Annotated in this window: 10 protein-coding genes and 1 tRNA gene; 4 read left to right on the top strand and 7 right to left on the bottom strand. The window is 74.0% G+C overall.

Going from position 1 to position 13,924, the window contains the following annotated elements:
• Window positions 1-46: 46 nt before the first annotated feature.
• Window positions 47-1,282: a threonine ammonia-lyase gene (ilvA, locus tag ACI79G_RS13330; protein ID WP_456881605.1), complete on the bottom strand. Its 1,236-nt coding sequence runs from the start codon at window positions 1,280-1,282 to the stop codon at window positions 47-49.
• An 84-nt stretch (window positions 1,283-1,366) separates the two neighbouring features.
• Between ilvA and ACI79G_RS13325 the strand changes: the two genes are divergently transcribed.
• Window positions 1,367-2,821: a sigma 54-interacting transcriptional regulator gene (locus tag ACI79G_RS13325; protein ID WP_456881604.1), complete on the top strand. Its 1,455-nt coding sequence runs from the start codon at window positions 1,367-1,369 to the stop codon at window positions 2,819-2,821.
• 4 nt (window positions 2,822-2,825) lie between these two features.
• Window positions 2,826-4,808 carry a VWA domain-containing protein gene (locus tag ACI79G_RS13320; protein ID WP_456881603.1) on the top strand — a complete coding sequence of 661 codons (1,983 nt, stop codon included), beginning with the start codon at window positions 2,826-2,828 and terminating at the stop codon, window positions 4,806-4,808.
• A gap of 95 nt (window positions 4,809-4,903) precedes the next feature.
• Here ACI79G_RS13320 and ACI79G_RS13315 read toward each other — a convergent pair whose 3' ends face one another.
• Entirely contained in the window at window positions 4,904-6,235 is a 1,332-nt protein-coding gene (locus ACI79G_RS13315; RefSeq protein ID WP_456881602.1) for a DUF2252 domain-containing protein, read from the bottom strand.
• A 68-nt stretch (window positions 6,236-6,303) separates the two neighbouring features.
• Here ACI79G_RS13315 and ACI79G_RS13310 point away from each other — a divergent pair, with 68 nt between their 5' ends.
• Together ACI79G_RS13310 and ACI79G_RS13305 are read left to right on the top strand one after the other, a co-directional pair.
• A complete protein-coding gene (locus ACI79G_RS13310; RefSeq protein ID WP_456881601.1) occupies window positions 6,304-7,326 on the top strand; it encodes an SGNH/GDSL hydrolase family protein in 1,023 nt (340 codons plus the stop codon).
• A gap of 88 nt (window positions 7,327-7,414) precedes the next feature.
• Window positions 7,415-8,635, top strand: a complete 1,221-nt coding sequence (locus ACI79G_RS13305; RefSeq protein WP_456881600.1) for an acetyl-CoA C-acetyltransferase — start codon at window positions 7,415-7,417, stop codon at window positions 8,633-8,635.
• Window positions 8,636-8,848: 213 nt separating this feature from the next.
• Here the strand turns inward: ACI79G_RS13305 and ACI79G_RS13300 are convergent, their stop codons facing one another.
• From ACI79G_RS13300 to ACI79G_RS13280, 5 genes are all read right to left on the bottom strand, one after another.
• Entirely contained in the window at window positions 8,849-9,694 is an 846-nt protein-coding gene (locus ACI79G_RS13300; protein WP_456881599.1) for a Bax inhibitor-1/YccA family protein, read from the bottom strand.
• A 152-nt stretch (window positions 9,695-9,846) separates the two neighbouring features.
• A complete protein-coding gene (locus ACI79G_RS13295) occupies window positions 9,847-11,484 on the bottom strand; it encodes a M28 family peptidase (RefSeq protein WP_456881598.1) in 1,638 nt (545 codons plus the stop codon).
• A gap of 114 nt (window positions 11,485-11,598) precedes the next feature.
• Window positions 11,599-11,675 (bottom strand) — tRNA-Leu (locus ACI79G_RS13290).
• A 23-nt stretch (window positions 11,676-11,698) separates the two neighbouring features.
• On the bottom strand, window positions 11,699-13,081 hold the full coding sequence (locus ACI79G_RS13285; RefSeq protein WP_456881597.1) for an NAD(P)/FAD-dependent oxidoreductase: 1,383 nt from the start codon (window positions 13,079-13,081) through the stop codon (window positions 11,699-11,701).
• Window positions 13,082-13,091: 10 nt separating this feature from the next.
• The gene (locus ACI79G_RS13280; RefSeq protein WP_456881596.1) at window positions 13,092-13,874 is read right to left on the bottom strand and encodes a uracil-DNA glycosylase; all 783 of its coding nucleotides are present in this window, start codon (window positions 13,872-13,874) and stop codon (window positions 13,092-13,094) included.
• Between the last annotated feature and the right edge of the window lie 50 nt (window positions 13,875-13,924).

The following is a 13,924-nucleotide window of genomic DNA, read 5'->3' as shown; positions in this document are numbered from 1 at the left end:
GGGGAGGGCGGGGTCCTTCCACGGTGGGGGGCGGGGGAGTCCTCCCTCAGCCGGTCGTGACGGTGTAGCCGGCCCGGTGCAGCCGGGCCAGCACCTCCTCGGCGTGCTCGGGCCCGCGGGTCTCCAGGACGACGAACACCTCCACCTCGCCCAGCCCGAGCCGGGTCGCCGTCCGCTCGTGCTCGACCTCCAGCACGTTGGCGCCGACCTGCGCCAGCTCGCCGAGCACCGCGGCCAGGGACCCCGGCCGGTCGGGCACCCGCAGCCGCAGCGACAGGTAGCGGCCGGCCGCGGCCATGCCGTGCTGCACGACCTTGAGCAGCAGCACCGGGTCGATGTTGCCGCCGGAGACGACCGCGACCACGGGCGGTGGGAAGGCCGCGGGCTCGGCGAGCACGGCCGCGACCGCGGCGACGCCGGCCGGCTCCACGACGAGCTTGGCCCGCTCCAGGCAGAACAGCAGCGCCTGCGAGAGGTCCTCCTCGCTGACCGTGCGCACCTCGTGGACCAGGTCGCGGACGTGCGCGAAGGTCAGCTCCCCGGGCGCGCCGACGGCGATGCCGTCGGCCATCGTCGTCATCCCCGACAGCGCCACCGGCCGGCCGGCGGCCAGCGACCCGGGGAAGGCGGCGGCCGCGGCGGCCTGCACGGCGACCACCCGGACGCCGGGACGGCGGGAGCGCACCGCGGCCGCGATGCCGGAGACCAGCCCCCCGCCCCCGGTGCAGACGACGACGGCGGCGACGTCGGGGCACTGGTCGAGGACCTCCAGGCCGACCGTCCCCTGCCCGGCGATCACGTCGGGGTGGTCGAACGGGTGGATGAACACCGCGCCGGTGCGCTGCGCGTGGTCGGCGGCCGCGGCGAGGGCCTCGGTCAGCGAGGCACCACCCAGGCGGGCCTCGGCGCCGTAGCCGCGGGTGGCCGCCACCTTGGGCAGGGGCGCGGTCTCGGGCATGAACACCGTGGCCCGGATGCCCAGCAGCTGCGCGGCCAGGGCGACCCCCTGCGCGTGGTTGCCCGCGCTGGCCGCGACGACGCCGCGCGCCCGCTCCTCCGGCGTGAGCCGGGCCAACCGGGTGTAGGCGCCGCGGATCTTGAACGAGCCGGTGCGCTGCAGGTTCTCGCACTTGAGCCAGACCGGGCCGCCGACCCGCTCGGCCAGCGCGCGCGAGTGCTCCAGCGGCGTGCGCCGGACGACCCCCTCCAGCAGCGCCGCCGCGGCGTCGACGTCCGCCCCGCCGACGAGCAGTCCGGTCCTCCCCGCCTCCGCAGCCGCCATGCCGTGATCCTCGCAGGGACGGCGCCCAGGTGGCAGCGGCCGAACGGGTGACCAGCGAGGCGCCTGCGTCGTACCGTGGCGGGGGTGACGGACCCTGGCACCCCCGCCTCCGCTCCCCCCGCCCCCACGACCCTGGGCGAGCTCCGCGACAGCGGGGCCACCTTCCGGCCGGTCAAGGCCGAGATCCGCGCCAACCTGCTCGCCCGCCTGGCGGCCGGCGAGCCCTCCCTGCCGGGCATCGTCGGCTTCGAGGACACCGTCGTCCCCGAGGTCGAGCGCGCTCTCATCGCCGGCCACGACCTGGTCCTGCTCGGCGAGCGCGGGCAGGGCAAGACCCGCCTGATCCGCACGCTGGTCGGCCTGCTCGACGAGTGGACGCCGGTGCTCACCGGCAGCGAGCTCAACGAGCACCCGCTGGCCCCGATCAGCGTGTGGGCGCACCGCCAGATCGCCGAGCACGGCGACGCCACCCCCGTCGGCTGGCTGCACCGCAGCGACCGCTTCGGCGAGAAGCTGGCCACCCCCGACACCAGCGTCGGTGACCTCATCGGCGACGTCGACCCGATCAAGGTGGCCGAGGGCCGCACGCTGGGCGACCCCGAGACGGTGCACTACGGCCTGGTGCCGCGCACCAACCGCGGCATCTTCAGCGTCAACGAGCTGCCCGACCTCGCCGAGCGCATCCAGGTCGCGCTGCTCAACGTGCTGGAGGAGCGCGACATCCAGATCCGCGGCTACCGGGTGCGGCTGCCGCTGGACCTGCTGCTGGTGGCCAGCGCCAACCCCGAGGACTACACCAACCGCGGGCGGATCATCACCCCGCTCAAGGACCGCTTCGGCGCCGAGGTGCGCACCCACTACCCGATCGAGCTGGCCGACGAGGTGCGCCTGCTGCACCAGGAGGCGCACACCAGCTGGGTGGGCGGTGGTCAGCTGGAGACGCCGCTCATCCCCGAGCACCTGGTGGAGATCGTCGCGCGCTTCACCCGGCTGGTCCGCGACTCCAACCACGTCGACCAGCGCTCCGGCGTCAGCGCCCGCTTCGCCATCGCCGGGCTGGAGACGGCCGCCGCCTCCGCCGTCCGCCGGGCCGCCGTCGCCGGGGAGACCCGGCCGGTCGCCCGCGTCGTGGACCTGCCGGCCGTCGTCCCGGCCAGCCGCGGCAAGGTGGAGTTCGCCGACTCCGGCTCCGACCCGGACGACGAGCGCGAGCTGGAGGTGCTCGAGCACCTGCTGCGCCAGGCGACCGCGCAGACCTTCCGGGCCCGCTGCGCCGGGCTGGACCTCACCGGCCTGCAGGAGCACTTCACCGGCGGGGAGACCGTCGAGTCCGGCGAGCTGGTGCCGGCCGCGGCCCTGCTCGGTCAGCTCGGCACGATCCCGAAGCTCGCCGAGCTGCTCGGCCGCCTGGGCGTGCCGGAAGGCGAGCAGTCGGCCGAGCAGGCCGCCGCCGCGGTGGAGTTCGCCCTCGAGGGCCTCTACCTGACCCGCCGGCTGGCCAAGGACACCGACGGCCCGCGCACGGTGTACGGGGCCTGACGTGGTGAGGCGGCCCGGGAAGGGCTACCGGTACGGGCGCTGGCGCGGCGGGCCCGACCCGCTCGCCCCGCCCTACGACCTGGGCAGCGCGGTCGACGAGATCGGCGACTCGGTGCTCGGCGGCAGCGGCGTCCGCGAGGCGCTGCGCGAGCTGCTGCGCCGCGGGATGGACGGCCGGCGCGGGCTGGACGAGCTGCGCCGGTCGGTCCGCGAGCGGCTGCGGCAGGCGCGCAACGCGGGCCGGATGGACGGCACCCTGCAGGAGGTCCGCGAGCTGCTCGACCGCGCCGTGGAGGCCGAGCGGCGGGAGCTGTTCCCGGACCCGGACGACATGGCCCGGCTCAAGGAGGCCGAGCTCGACGCGCTGCCCGAGGACACCGCGGGCGCCGTCCGGGCGCTCAAGGAGTACGACTGGCGCTCGGCCGAGGCACGCCAGGCCTACGAGCAGATCCAGGACCTGCTGCGCCGCGAGGTGCTCGACAGCTCCTTCGCCTCGATGAAGCAGGCGCTGGAGAACGCCTCCGCGGGCGACATGCAGGCGGTCAAGGACATGGTGGCCGACCTGTCGCAGCTCATCGACGCGCACAACCGCGGCGAGGACACCGACGAGCAGTTCCGCGACTTCATGGACAAGCACGGGCAGTTCTTCCCGGAGGACCCGCAGTCGGTCGAGGAGCTGATCGACCAGCTGGCCCGCCGGGCGGCCGCCCAGGAGCGGATGATGGCCGGCCTCTCGCCCGAGCAGCGGGCCGAGCTGGCCGACCTGATGGCCCAGACGATGCAGGACATGGGGCTGGCCAGCGAGATGGCGCACCTGCAGGACGCGCTCCGCCAGGCCCGGCCCGACCTGCCGTGGGGGCAGCGCGGGCAGGTGCCCGACGGCGAGCAGTCCCTCGGCATGGGCGACGCCACGAGCGCCGTCGCCGAGCTGGCCGACCTGGAGGCGCTGTCCAACCAGCTCTCCCAGGGCTACGCGGGCGCCTCGCTGGCCGACGTCGACGAGGAGCTGCTCGAGCGGGCGCTGGGCCGGCCCGCCGTCGACGACCTCGGTGCGCTGCGCCAGCTGGAGCGGGAGCTGGAGCGGCAGGGCTACCTCAACCGCTCCGACGGGAAGCTCGAGCTCTCCCCCAAGGCCGTCCGCCGGCTGGGTGCGACCGCGCTGCGCCGGGTGTTCGCCGAGCTCGACGCCACCGGCCGCGGTGAGCACGACGTCGCCGACGCCGGCTCGGCCGGCGAGCTGACCGGGAGCTCGCGGGAATGGCGGTTCGGCGACGAGCAGCCGCTGGACGTCGTCCGCACGGTCCGCAACGCCGTCCTGCGCACCGCCCACGAGCCACGCGCCGACGACGACCGCGCGGTGCACATAGCCGTCGAGGACTTCGAGGTCGTCGAGACCGAACGGCGCACCGGGGCCGCGGTCGCGCTGCTGGTCGACCTCTCCTACTCGATGGCGCTGCGCGGCACGTGGGGCGCGGCGAAGTCGACGGCGATGGCCCTGCACTCGCTGGTGACCACCCGCTTCCCGCAGGACGCCATCCAGATCATCGGCTTCTCCTCCACCGCCCAGGTGCTGCGGCCGGAGACCCTCGCCGAGCTGAGCGTGGACACGCTGCAGGGCACCAACCTGCAGCACGGGCTGATCCTGGCCCGCCGGTTCCTCGCCCGGCACCGGGACGCCGAGCCGGTGGTGCTGGTGGTCACCGACGGCGAGCCGACCGCCCACCTGGAGGACGACGGGACGCCGTTCTTCTGCTGGCCGCCGATGCCGGAGACCATCGCCCGCACCGTCGCCGAGGTGGAGCGGGTGGCCCGGTCCGGGGCGGTGATGAACGTCTTCGCCCTCGACCCGGAGCCCGGGCTGGTGCACTTCGTGCACGACATCACCCAGCGGGCCGGCGGGCGGGTGTTCACCCCCGACAGCGAGCGGCTCGGCGAGTACGTCGTCGCCGACTACCTGCGCACGCGGCGGGGACGCCGGGCCCGCTGAAGGAGGGCCCCTCTGCCCCCCACCGCTCGCACGCTCGCGGCGGGTCCCTGCAGAGGGGCCGTTCCATCACGTCCGAGGTGGCGGACCGGCTGTGCCTAGCTGGAGCTGATCCCCGGGATCCGCCCCGCGCGGAACGCGTCGACGAACAGCCGGAAGTCGTCCTGCGTGCGGCGGGCGTAGGAGTGCGCGAAGTCGACCAGGTCGGCGACGAACTCCTCCCGCCGGCCGCCGACCATCTCGGTGATCGCCTCCTCGGTCTGGAACGGGACCAGGGTGTGGTCGCTGTCGGCGTCCCCGACGCAGTGCACCTTCGCCGTGGCCCGGCCCAGCTGCGCCAGCACCGGGGCGATCTCCTCGGGCTCGGTGAGGTCCTCCCAGTCCAGGTCCAGCTCGTAGGGCGAGAGCTCCTGGACGACGAACCCCACCCCGTCGACCTCGGTGTGACCCAGAAACTGGGAGGCGTTGGCCTGCAGCGCCCGCTGCGACACCGCCGTCCGGTGACCCTCGTGCTCGAAGGCCGCCCGGATCTGCGGGTCGCGGACGACGCGGCTGGGCGCCGGCACGTTGCCCTGCTTGAGCGAGAGGACGACGTCGTTCTCCAGCGCCTGGTCGTAGCCCTCGATCAGCACGTTGTAGGCGGGCAGGCCGGCGCTGCCGATGCCGAAGCCGCCCGTGGCGACGACGTCCTTGACGTCGTAGGCGACGTCGCGGCGCCGGCGGGGCGGGGAGACGGTCCCCCTCCAGCGGTCCAGTGCCGCCAGCACCCGGTCCCGCTCGGCCTCGTCCAGCCGCCGGGTGCGCGGGCCGTCGGCGAAGCGCCGCTGGAAGTCCTCGACGACGGTCATCCGGTCCAGCAGCCGCGACCGGCTGCGCGCGCTGGTCTCGAGGACCACCCGGTGCACGGCGCCCTCGGTGTTCTCGCGGACGAGGGCGAAGGACTTGTCGTCGTCGAGCCGGGTGAAGTGCGCGACCTGGTCGAGGTAGGCGTGCAGGTAGCCGCCGAGCAGCTCGGCGATGACCTCGTCGGAGAACGCCTTGCGCCAGGCCAGCAGGGCGAAGCTCGCCGCGAACCGGCGCAGGTCCCAGCTGACGTGACCGACGTAGGCCTCGTCGAAGTCGTTGACGTCGAAGACGATCCGCCCGGCGCCGTCCATGTACGTGCCGAAGTTCTCCGCGTGCAGGTCCCCCTGGATCCACACCCGGCTGGTGCGCTCGTCGCACCAGCGGTCCTCCAGCTGCGCCATGTCGGCGTAGAAGAGGCAGGCGGTGCCCCGGTAGAAGGCGAACGGGTCGGCCGCCATCTTGCGGAACTTGGTGCGGAAGGCGTCGGCGTCGGCGGTCATCAGCTCGGAGAAGGCGTCGACCAGCACGTCGACGATCTGCTGGGCGCGGTCACCCTGGGTGACCCCTGCGGGGGATTCGGCCACGGAGGGACCGTAGGGGGCGGTTAGCCTGCTGGGACAGGTGTGTTGTCCATCCGAGGGACGGGGTGGCGGTGACTCGAGCGACCACGGCATGGCGGCTGGCCACGGGGGCCGCCTACGGCGGCGGCGGGCTGGGGCTGGCCGGGGCCGGGGTGCTCGCCCTGCTGCGTCAGCAGGCCCGGTCGGCCCGGCGCCACGTCGAGTCGCGCACCGTGAAGGCGGCCCCGCCTCCGGGGGACGGGGTGTACGGCCGCGGGCGCGGCCGGCCGATCGTCCTCGCTGTCCTCGGTGACTCCACCGCGGCCGGCCTCGGCGTCGAGCGCGCCGCCCAGACCCCCGGCGTGCTGCTCGCCGCGGCGCTCGCCGAGCTGGCCGAGCGCCCGGTCCGGCTGGTGCGGCTGGCCGTGTCCGGCGCGAAGTCCTGGCAGCTCGACGAGCAGGTCGACAAGGCCCTCCTGGAGCAGCCCGACGTCGCCCTCGTCATGATCGGCGCGAACGACGTCACCAGCCGCACCGCGCCCGCGGTCTCCGTCCGGCACCTGCGCGACGCCGTCAGCCGGCTCACCGAGGCCGGCACGCAGGTCGTCGTCGGCACCTGCCCGGACCTGGGCACCGTGCGCCCGATCGGCCGGCCGCTGCGCTGGCTGGCCCGCCGGTGGAGCCGGCAGCTGGCCGCCGCGCAGACCATCGCCGTCGTCGAGGCCGGTGGGCGCACCGTGTCGCTGGGCTCGGTGCTCGGGCCGTCCTTCGCCGAGGACCGGGGCCTGTTCAGCGTCGACGAGTTCCACCCCAGCGCGGCCGGCTACGCCGCGGCGGCCGCCGTCCTGCTGCCCTCGATCGCCGACGCCCTCGGCGTCTGGCCGGCCGCGGCCGACCGGGGGCTGCGCAACCTGCGCCGCGACACCGTCCGCCCGGTCGCCCGGGCCGCCGCCCGGGCCGCCGGCCGCACCGGCACCGAGGTCCAGGCGACCGCGGTCCGCGGTCAGGACACCGGGCCGCGGGGTCCGTGGGCCCGGCTGCGCCGGCGCCGGCCGCCGGACATCCCGACGCCGGAGCAGGCGGAGCGCGCCGCGGAGACGACACCCCTCGGCTGACGGTGGAAGGACCCCTACCGGGGAGTAGTTTCGGGGGTGACCCGACGTCCGGCGACCTGTCGTCGGAGCCCCTCATCGTGGAGGACCCATGCCCGAAGCCGTCATCGTCGCGACCACGCGCTCCCCCATCGGCCGCGCGTTCAAGGGCTCGCTCAAGGACCTGCGGCCCGACGACCTCACCGCCACCATCGTGCGCGCGGCCCTCGACAAGGTGCCCGCGCTCGACCCGACCGACATCGACGACCTGATCCTCGGCTGCGGCCTCCCCGGTGGTGAGCAGGGCTTCAACATGGCCCGGGTCGTGAGCGTCCTGCTCGGCATGGACCACCTCCCGGGGACGACGATCACCCGCTACTGCTCCTCCTCGCTGCAGAGCACCCGCATGGCCATGCACGCGATCAAGGCGGGCGAGGGCGACGTCTTCATCTCCGCCGGCGTCGAGATGGTCAGCCGGTTCGTGAAGGGCAACAGCGACTCGCTGCCCGACACGAAGAACCCGGCGTTCGACGACGCCGAGGCGCGGGTGGCCAAGACCGCCGAGAGCGGCGCGGACTCCTGGACCGACCCGCGGCAGAACAGCGAGATGCCGGACGTCTACATCGCGATGGGGCAGACCGCCGAGAACCTGGCGCTGCTCAAGGACGTCTCCCGCCAGGACATGGACGAGTTCGCCGTCCGCAGCCAGAACCTGGCCGAGCAGGCCATCGCCGACGGCTTCTGGGAGCGCGAGATCACCCCGGTCACCACGCCGGACGGCACCGTGGTCAGCACGGACGACGGTCCGCGGCCGGGCACCACGCTGGAGGGCATCTCCGGCCTCAAGCCGGTCTTCCGCCCCGACGGCCGGGTCACCGCGGGCAACGCCTGCCCGCTCAACGACGGCGCCGCCGCGGTCGTGGTCATGAGCGACACCAAGGCCCGCGACCTGGGGCTGACCCCGCTGGCCCGCATCGTCTCCACCGCGGTCACCGGCCTCTCGCCGGAGATCATGGGCTACGGCCCGGTGGACGCCTCCAAGCTCGCGCTGCAGCGCGCCGGGATGAGCATCGGCGACATCGACCTGGTCGAGATCAACGAGGCCTTCGCCGCGCAGGTCATCCCGAGCTACCGCGACCTGGGCATCGACATCGACAAGCTGAACGTGCACGGCGGGGCGATCGCCGTCGGCCACCCCTTCGGCATGACCGGCGCCCGCATCACCGGCACGCTGATCAACGGCCTGCAGACCAAGGACAAGACCTTCGGCCTGGAGACGATGTGTGTCGGTGGCGGCATGGGCATGGCCATGGTGCTGGAGCGCCTCTCCTGAAGAAGGACCCCCTGCCCCCCACCGTGTGAGGACCCCGTCCTCCCCACCCCCTCGCAGGCTCGGGGCGCGGGACCCGAGGCGGGGCCGGAGCCTCGGGACGGGGCCTCGCGGGGGCCCGGCAGGGGGGCCTCGACCGCCGGTCGTCCCCACCAACGACCAGTGGCCCGGCCCCCTCGCGGGGACCGGGCCACTGGTGTGTGGTGCGGTGTCAGATCACTCGCTGCTCTGCAGGTAGGACAGCAGCCGCAGGATCTCCAGGTACAGCCAGACGACCGTGATGAGCAGGCCGAAGGCGATGTACCAGGCGAACTTCGCCGGGGCGCCGCGGCGGATCGCCTCGTCGGCCATGTCGAAGTCGAGCAGCAGCGAGAACGCCGCGACGCCGATCACGACCAGGCTGAAGATGATCGACAGGGTGCCGCCGTCACGCAGGCCCAGGCCGCCGGGGACGAAGAACCCGACCACCAGGTTGACCAGGACCAGCGCCAGGACACCGAACATCGCGCCGACGATCCAGCGGGTCAGCTTGGGGGTGACCCGGATGGCGCCGGTCTTGTAGACGACCAGCATGCCGGCGAAGACACCGAAGGTGCCGACCAGCGCCTGCATCACGATGCCGGGCCAGACCTGGTTGAAGGCCTCGCTGATGGCGCCGAGCGCGATGCCGTACAGGGCGCCGTAGGACAGCGTGGCGACCGGGTTGGCGATCTGCTTGAACGAGATGACCAGGCCGAGCACCAGGGCCACGAGGACCGCGGGCAGGGCCAGACCGAACGCCAGCTCCTGCGGGAGCAGCGCCCAGGTGACGGCGGCCGAGAGGACGGTGACCAGGAAGGAGAGGCCCGTCTTCTGGACGACGTCGTCCATCGTCATGTAGCGGGTGGCCGACGGGGCGTACGGCGACTGCGCGTACGGCGACGGCGCGGCGTACGGGTCCTGCGTCCCGTAGCCGTACTGCGGGGCCCCGTACTGGGGCGCGCCGCCCCACGGGGACTGCTGGCCGTAGCCGGGGCCCGCGTTCTGGAGTCCCCGGCCGAAGACCGGGTTGGAGCTGGGCATCGTCATCTCCTCGAGGTGACCTGGCTGTCGTGGGGCCCACGGTCCTGCACCCCACTCGTCCAGGTCAACGCCTGAGGGGCCCTTCGCGTTCCTGGACGTCTCCCGGACACCCGGACGGGGGGGTGCGCAGACCGCCGGGGCGGGGGCCTCGTTCAGGCGGTGTCACCCCCGTGGGCGTGGTCGTGCCCGCCACCGCCGCCCTCGGCTGCCGGCGGGGGCGGCGTGAGCCGGTACTGGCGGGCCTGCGGGTCGCCCTGGTACGTGCCACCGGGGACCGGCTCGCCGACCACGCCGTTGACCCGCTGGGTGTCGTACGCCAGCGTCAGGACGGCGTAGGCGATGGCGTCGGAGTTCTGGTCGAGCGCCGCGGGGTCGAGGTTGGCGATGTCGTCACCGGCCTGGTGGTAGTTCGGGTCGTACGCCACGCCGGCCTCACCGCCGTAGGCCGCGACCTGGTACTCCTGCTTGAGCTGCTCGGCGCCGGTGAACAGGCCACCGGAGGGGATGCCCGAACCGATGAAGGCCTGGTAGTCGCTGCGGCCGTTGAACTCGGTGCCCTCGTAGAAGAGCCCCTGCTCCTCGTAGAAGTCCTCGAACACGTACTCGATCTGGTCCGAGCCCGCCGGCACCGGCACGCCCTCGGGAGCCGGGAAGGTCGACTGGTCGCCGTCGTAGGTGAGCCGGGCGAAGTTCGGCGAGCCGACCATGTCGAAGTTCAGGTACAGGGCCACGTCCTCGCGCTGCTCGGGGGTCAGCGACGTCACGTAGTGGGTCGAGCCGAGCAGGCGGAGCTCCTCGGCTCCCCACCAGGCGAAGCGCACGGTGTTGGGCAGCTCGGCCTCGGCGAGGTTCTCGGCCACCTCGACGAGGGCCGCGCTGCCGCTGCCGTTGTCGTTGATGCCCGGGCCTGCGGGGACCGAGTCGAGGTGGGCACCGGCCATCACCACGTTGTCCGAGGTGTTCCCGGGCAGTTCGGCGATGACGTTCTCGGTGTCCCGGAACTCGCTCACGGCCTCCACGGCGACGCGGAGGGTGTCCCCGTCGAGGGTCGACCCGAGGGCGTACGGGACGCCGATCGCCGGGATGGTGGCTCCGGGCGCGCCCAGGGTGCCCTGCACCACGTCCGTGCGTCCCTCCTGCCCCTCGTTGAAGACCACGACCGCCGAGGCCCCGGCGGCCTGGGCGTTGGCGACCTTCTGACCGAAGGGACACGTGCCGCGCTGGACGAGCGCGATGTTGCCGGCGGTGAAGCCCTCGAAGTCGGCGGCCTCGCAGCCGCTGGTGCTGCTGTTGACCACCGCCGGTGGCGGGACCACGACATCGACCGCCTGGGCGGTCGCGGTGACGTCGCCCGATGCCGAGTAGGTCATCACGGCGTAGTCGGTGCCCTCGGCGTACGTGGCCCCCTCCGGGGCGACCTGGGCGAAGGCGCTGCTGGTCTGCTGGAAGAACGCGAACTCGAACTGCTGCCGGGTGACCGTCCAGCCGGCGGACTCGAGTCGCTCCTGCACGTAGTCGGCGGAGGCGGTGTACCCGGGCGTCCCCGACGCCCGCGTGCCGGCGTTGGCGTCCGCGATGCCCTGGAACTCCTGCAGGTGCTCCATGACCCCGTCCAGGGTCACGCACTCGGTCAGCTCGGCGACCGTGTCGTTCGTCCGTCCCTCGCACGCCTTGCTGCCGTGCGGCGTCGCGCCGGCCGGGCCGGCGAGGGTGACGGTGCCGGCCAGCGTGAGTGCGCCGGCAGCGCCGAGCGCGACCACACGCGCCCGGCGGGAGTCGGTTCGGGTCATGCAGGGTCCCCCTCCGCTCACGGGCGCCTCGACGCTGGGACACCCGGTGTGACCTGTGTGACTCTCCGTCGGGCGACGACGCACGGTCAAGGCTCGACGCGCGCACCATCGCAGTGGTGCCCCCGGTCGGGTTCGAACCGACACTGGGACCCTTTTAAGGGGCCTGCCTCTGCCAGTTGGGCTACGGGGGCCGCCGAGCACGCCAGCCCGGCGGTCAGCCTGCCCGCAGGGAGCCCGACTGGGCCTTGTCCTCCGCGGAGGGCGGCGGCAACGAGCCGGTCCGGCCGGTGTTCGCCGCCTGGACGAACTCGCGGCGCGGGTCCTGCAGCTGGCCCAGCGAGATGACCTCGCGGCGGAACACCGCGGCCAGCGTCCAGTCGGCGACCACCCGCGCCTTGCGGTTGAAGGTGGGCACCCGGCTGACGTGGTAGGTGCGGTGCATGAACCAGGCCGGCCAGCCCTTGAGCTTCACGCCGTAGACCTGGGCGACGCCCTTGTGCAGGCCCAGGCTCGCCACGGAGCCGGCGTAGGCGTGCCGGTAGGGCTCGGGCTCGCGGCCCTCGAGCGTCGCCACGATGTTGTCGGCCAGCCGCTTGGCCTGCCGGACGGCGTGCTGCGCGTTGGGCGCGGTGGTCGCGCCGGGGGCCTCCTTGGTGAGGTCCGGGACGGCGGCGAGGTCACCGGCCGACCACGCGTCGGGCACCCCGCGCACCTGCAGGGTGGGCTCGCAGACCACCCGCCCGCGCTCGTCCACCGGCAGGTCGGTCTGGGTGAGCATCGGGTTGGGCTTGGTGCCCGCCGTCCACACCAGGGTGTCGCTGGCGAACTCGTCGCCGTCCGACAGCTTCACCACGCACCCGTCGGAGATCGACTCCAGGCGGGTGTTGAGCCGCACGTCCATCCCGCGCGCGGTGAGCTGCTTGACCGTCCAGGCGGCCATGTCCAGGTCGACCTCGGGCAGGATCCGGCCCATCGCCTCGACCAGCACCCAGCGCATGTCGGCCGTCGAGAGCCGCGGGTAGTAGTGGGTGATCGCGTAGCGCGCCATGTCCTCGAGCTCGGCGAAGGCCTCGACCCCCGCGTAGCCGCCGCCGACGAAGGTGAAGGTCAGCGCGCGGCGGCGGACCTCCGGGTCGTCGGTCGAGCTGGCCGCGTCCAGCCGGGCCAGCACGTGGTTGCGCAGGTAGATGGCCTCGCCGACGTTCTTGAAGCCGATGCCGTGCTCGGCCAGCCCCGGGATGGGCAGCGTGCGGGCCACCGAACCGGCGGCCATCACCAGGACGTCGTAGGAGAGCTCGTACGGCTCACCCTCGATCGGCGCGATCCGGGCCCGCTTCTCCGCGTGGTCCAGCCCGGTCACCGCCCCGGTGACCACCCGGCACCGCGGCAGCGTCCGCCGCAGCGGCACGACCACGTGACGCGGCTCCACCGAGCCGGCCGCCGCCTCCGGCAGGAACGGCTGGTAGGTCATGTGCGGCTGCGGGTCGACCACGACGATCTCCGCCCGTCCCCGGGAGAGGCGCTTCTGCAGCCGCAGGGCGGTGTAGAGGCCGACGTAGCCGCCGCCGACGACCAGGACCACGGGTCGCTGTGCCATGGGCCCGAGCCTAGGGCCGGGACCGCACCTCGGGCAGGTCGGCGAGCTCGGTGGCCCGGGTCAGGACGGCGTCCAGCATCGGCTCGGTGAGCTTGCCGGTGAAGGTGTTCTGCTGGCTGACGTGGTAGCTGCCCAGCAGGGTCAGCGGCCCGCGCGGCCCCTCCAGCGACACCTCGACGCCGTGCCCGAACGCCGGCCGCGGCCGTGGCAGCACGTAGCCGGCCTCGGCCAGCACCGGCCACAGCGCCGTCCAGCCGAAACCACCGAGGACGACGGCGACCCGCAGCCGCGGCAGCAGCGCCAGCTCGCGCGCCAGCCAGGGCGAGCAGGTGTCCCGCTCCTCCGGGGTCGGCGCGTTCGCCGGCGGCGCGCAGCGGACCGCGGCGGCGACCCGCACGCCGGTGAGCTCCAGCCCGTCGCCGACGTGGGTGGACGTCGGCTGGTTGGCCAGGCCGGCCCGCCACAGCGCGGCGAAGATCCAGTCGCCGCTGCGGTCGCCGGTGAACACCCGGCCGGTGCGGTTGCCCCCGTGCGCGGCCGGCGCCAGCCCGACGACGGCGATCCGGGCGTCGGCCGGGCCCAGCCCCGGCACCGGCCGGCCCCAGTACTCCTCGTCGCGGAAGGAGGCCCGCTTCACGCGGGCGACCTCCTCCCGCCAGGCCACCAGGCGCGGGCAGGCGCGGCAGCCGGAGACCCGGGCATCGAGGACGGCGAGGTCGCGGGCGCCACGCGCCGAGCGGACGACCCCGGCCGGGCTGCGGGTGACCGGGAAGCCGGCTGCGTCGATTGCCACGGCCACCAGCAGACCACCTGGGCGCGCGCGGGAGCCCCGCGGGGCGGCAT

Source organism: Geodermatophilus sp. SYSU D00779 (assembly GCF_054050595.1).
Note: the sequence above shows the minus strand (reverse complement) of the source record. Positions and strands in the feature narration are given on the sequence as shown.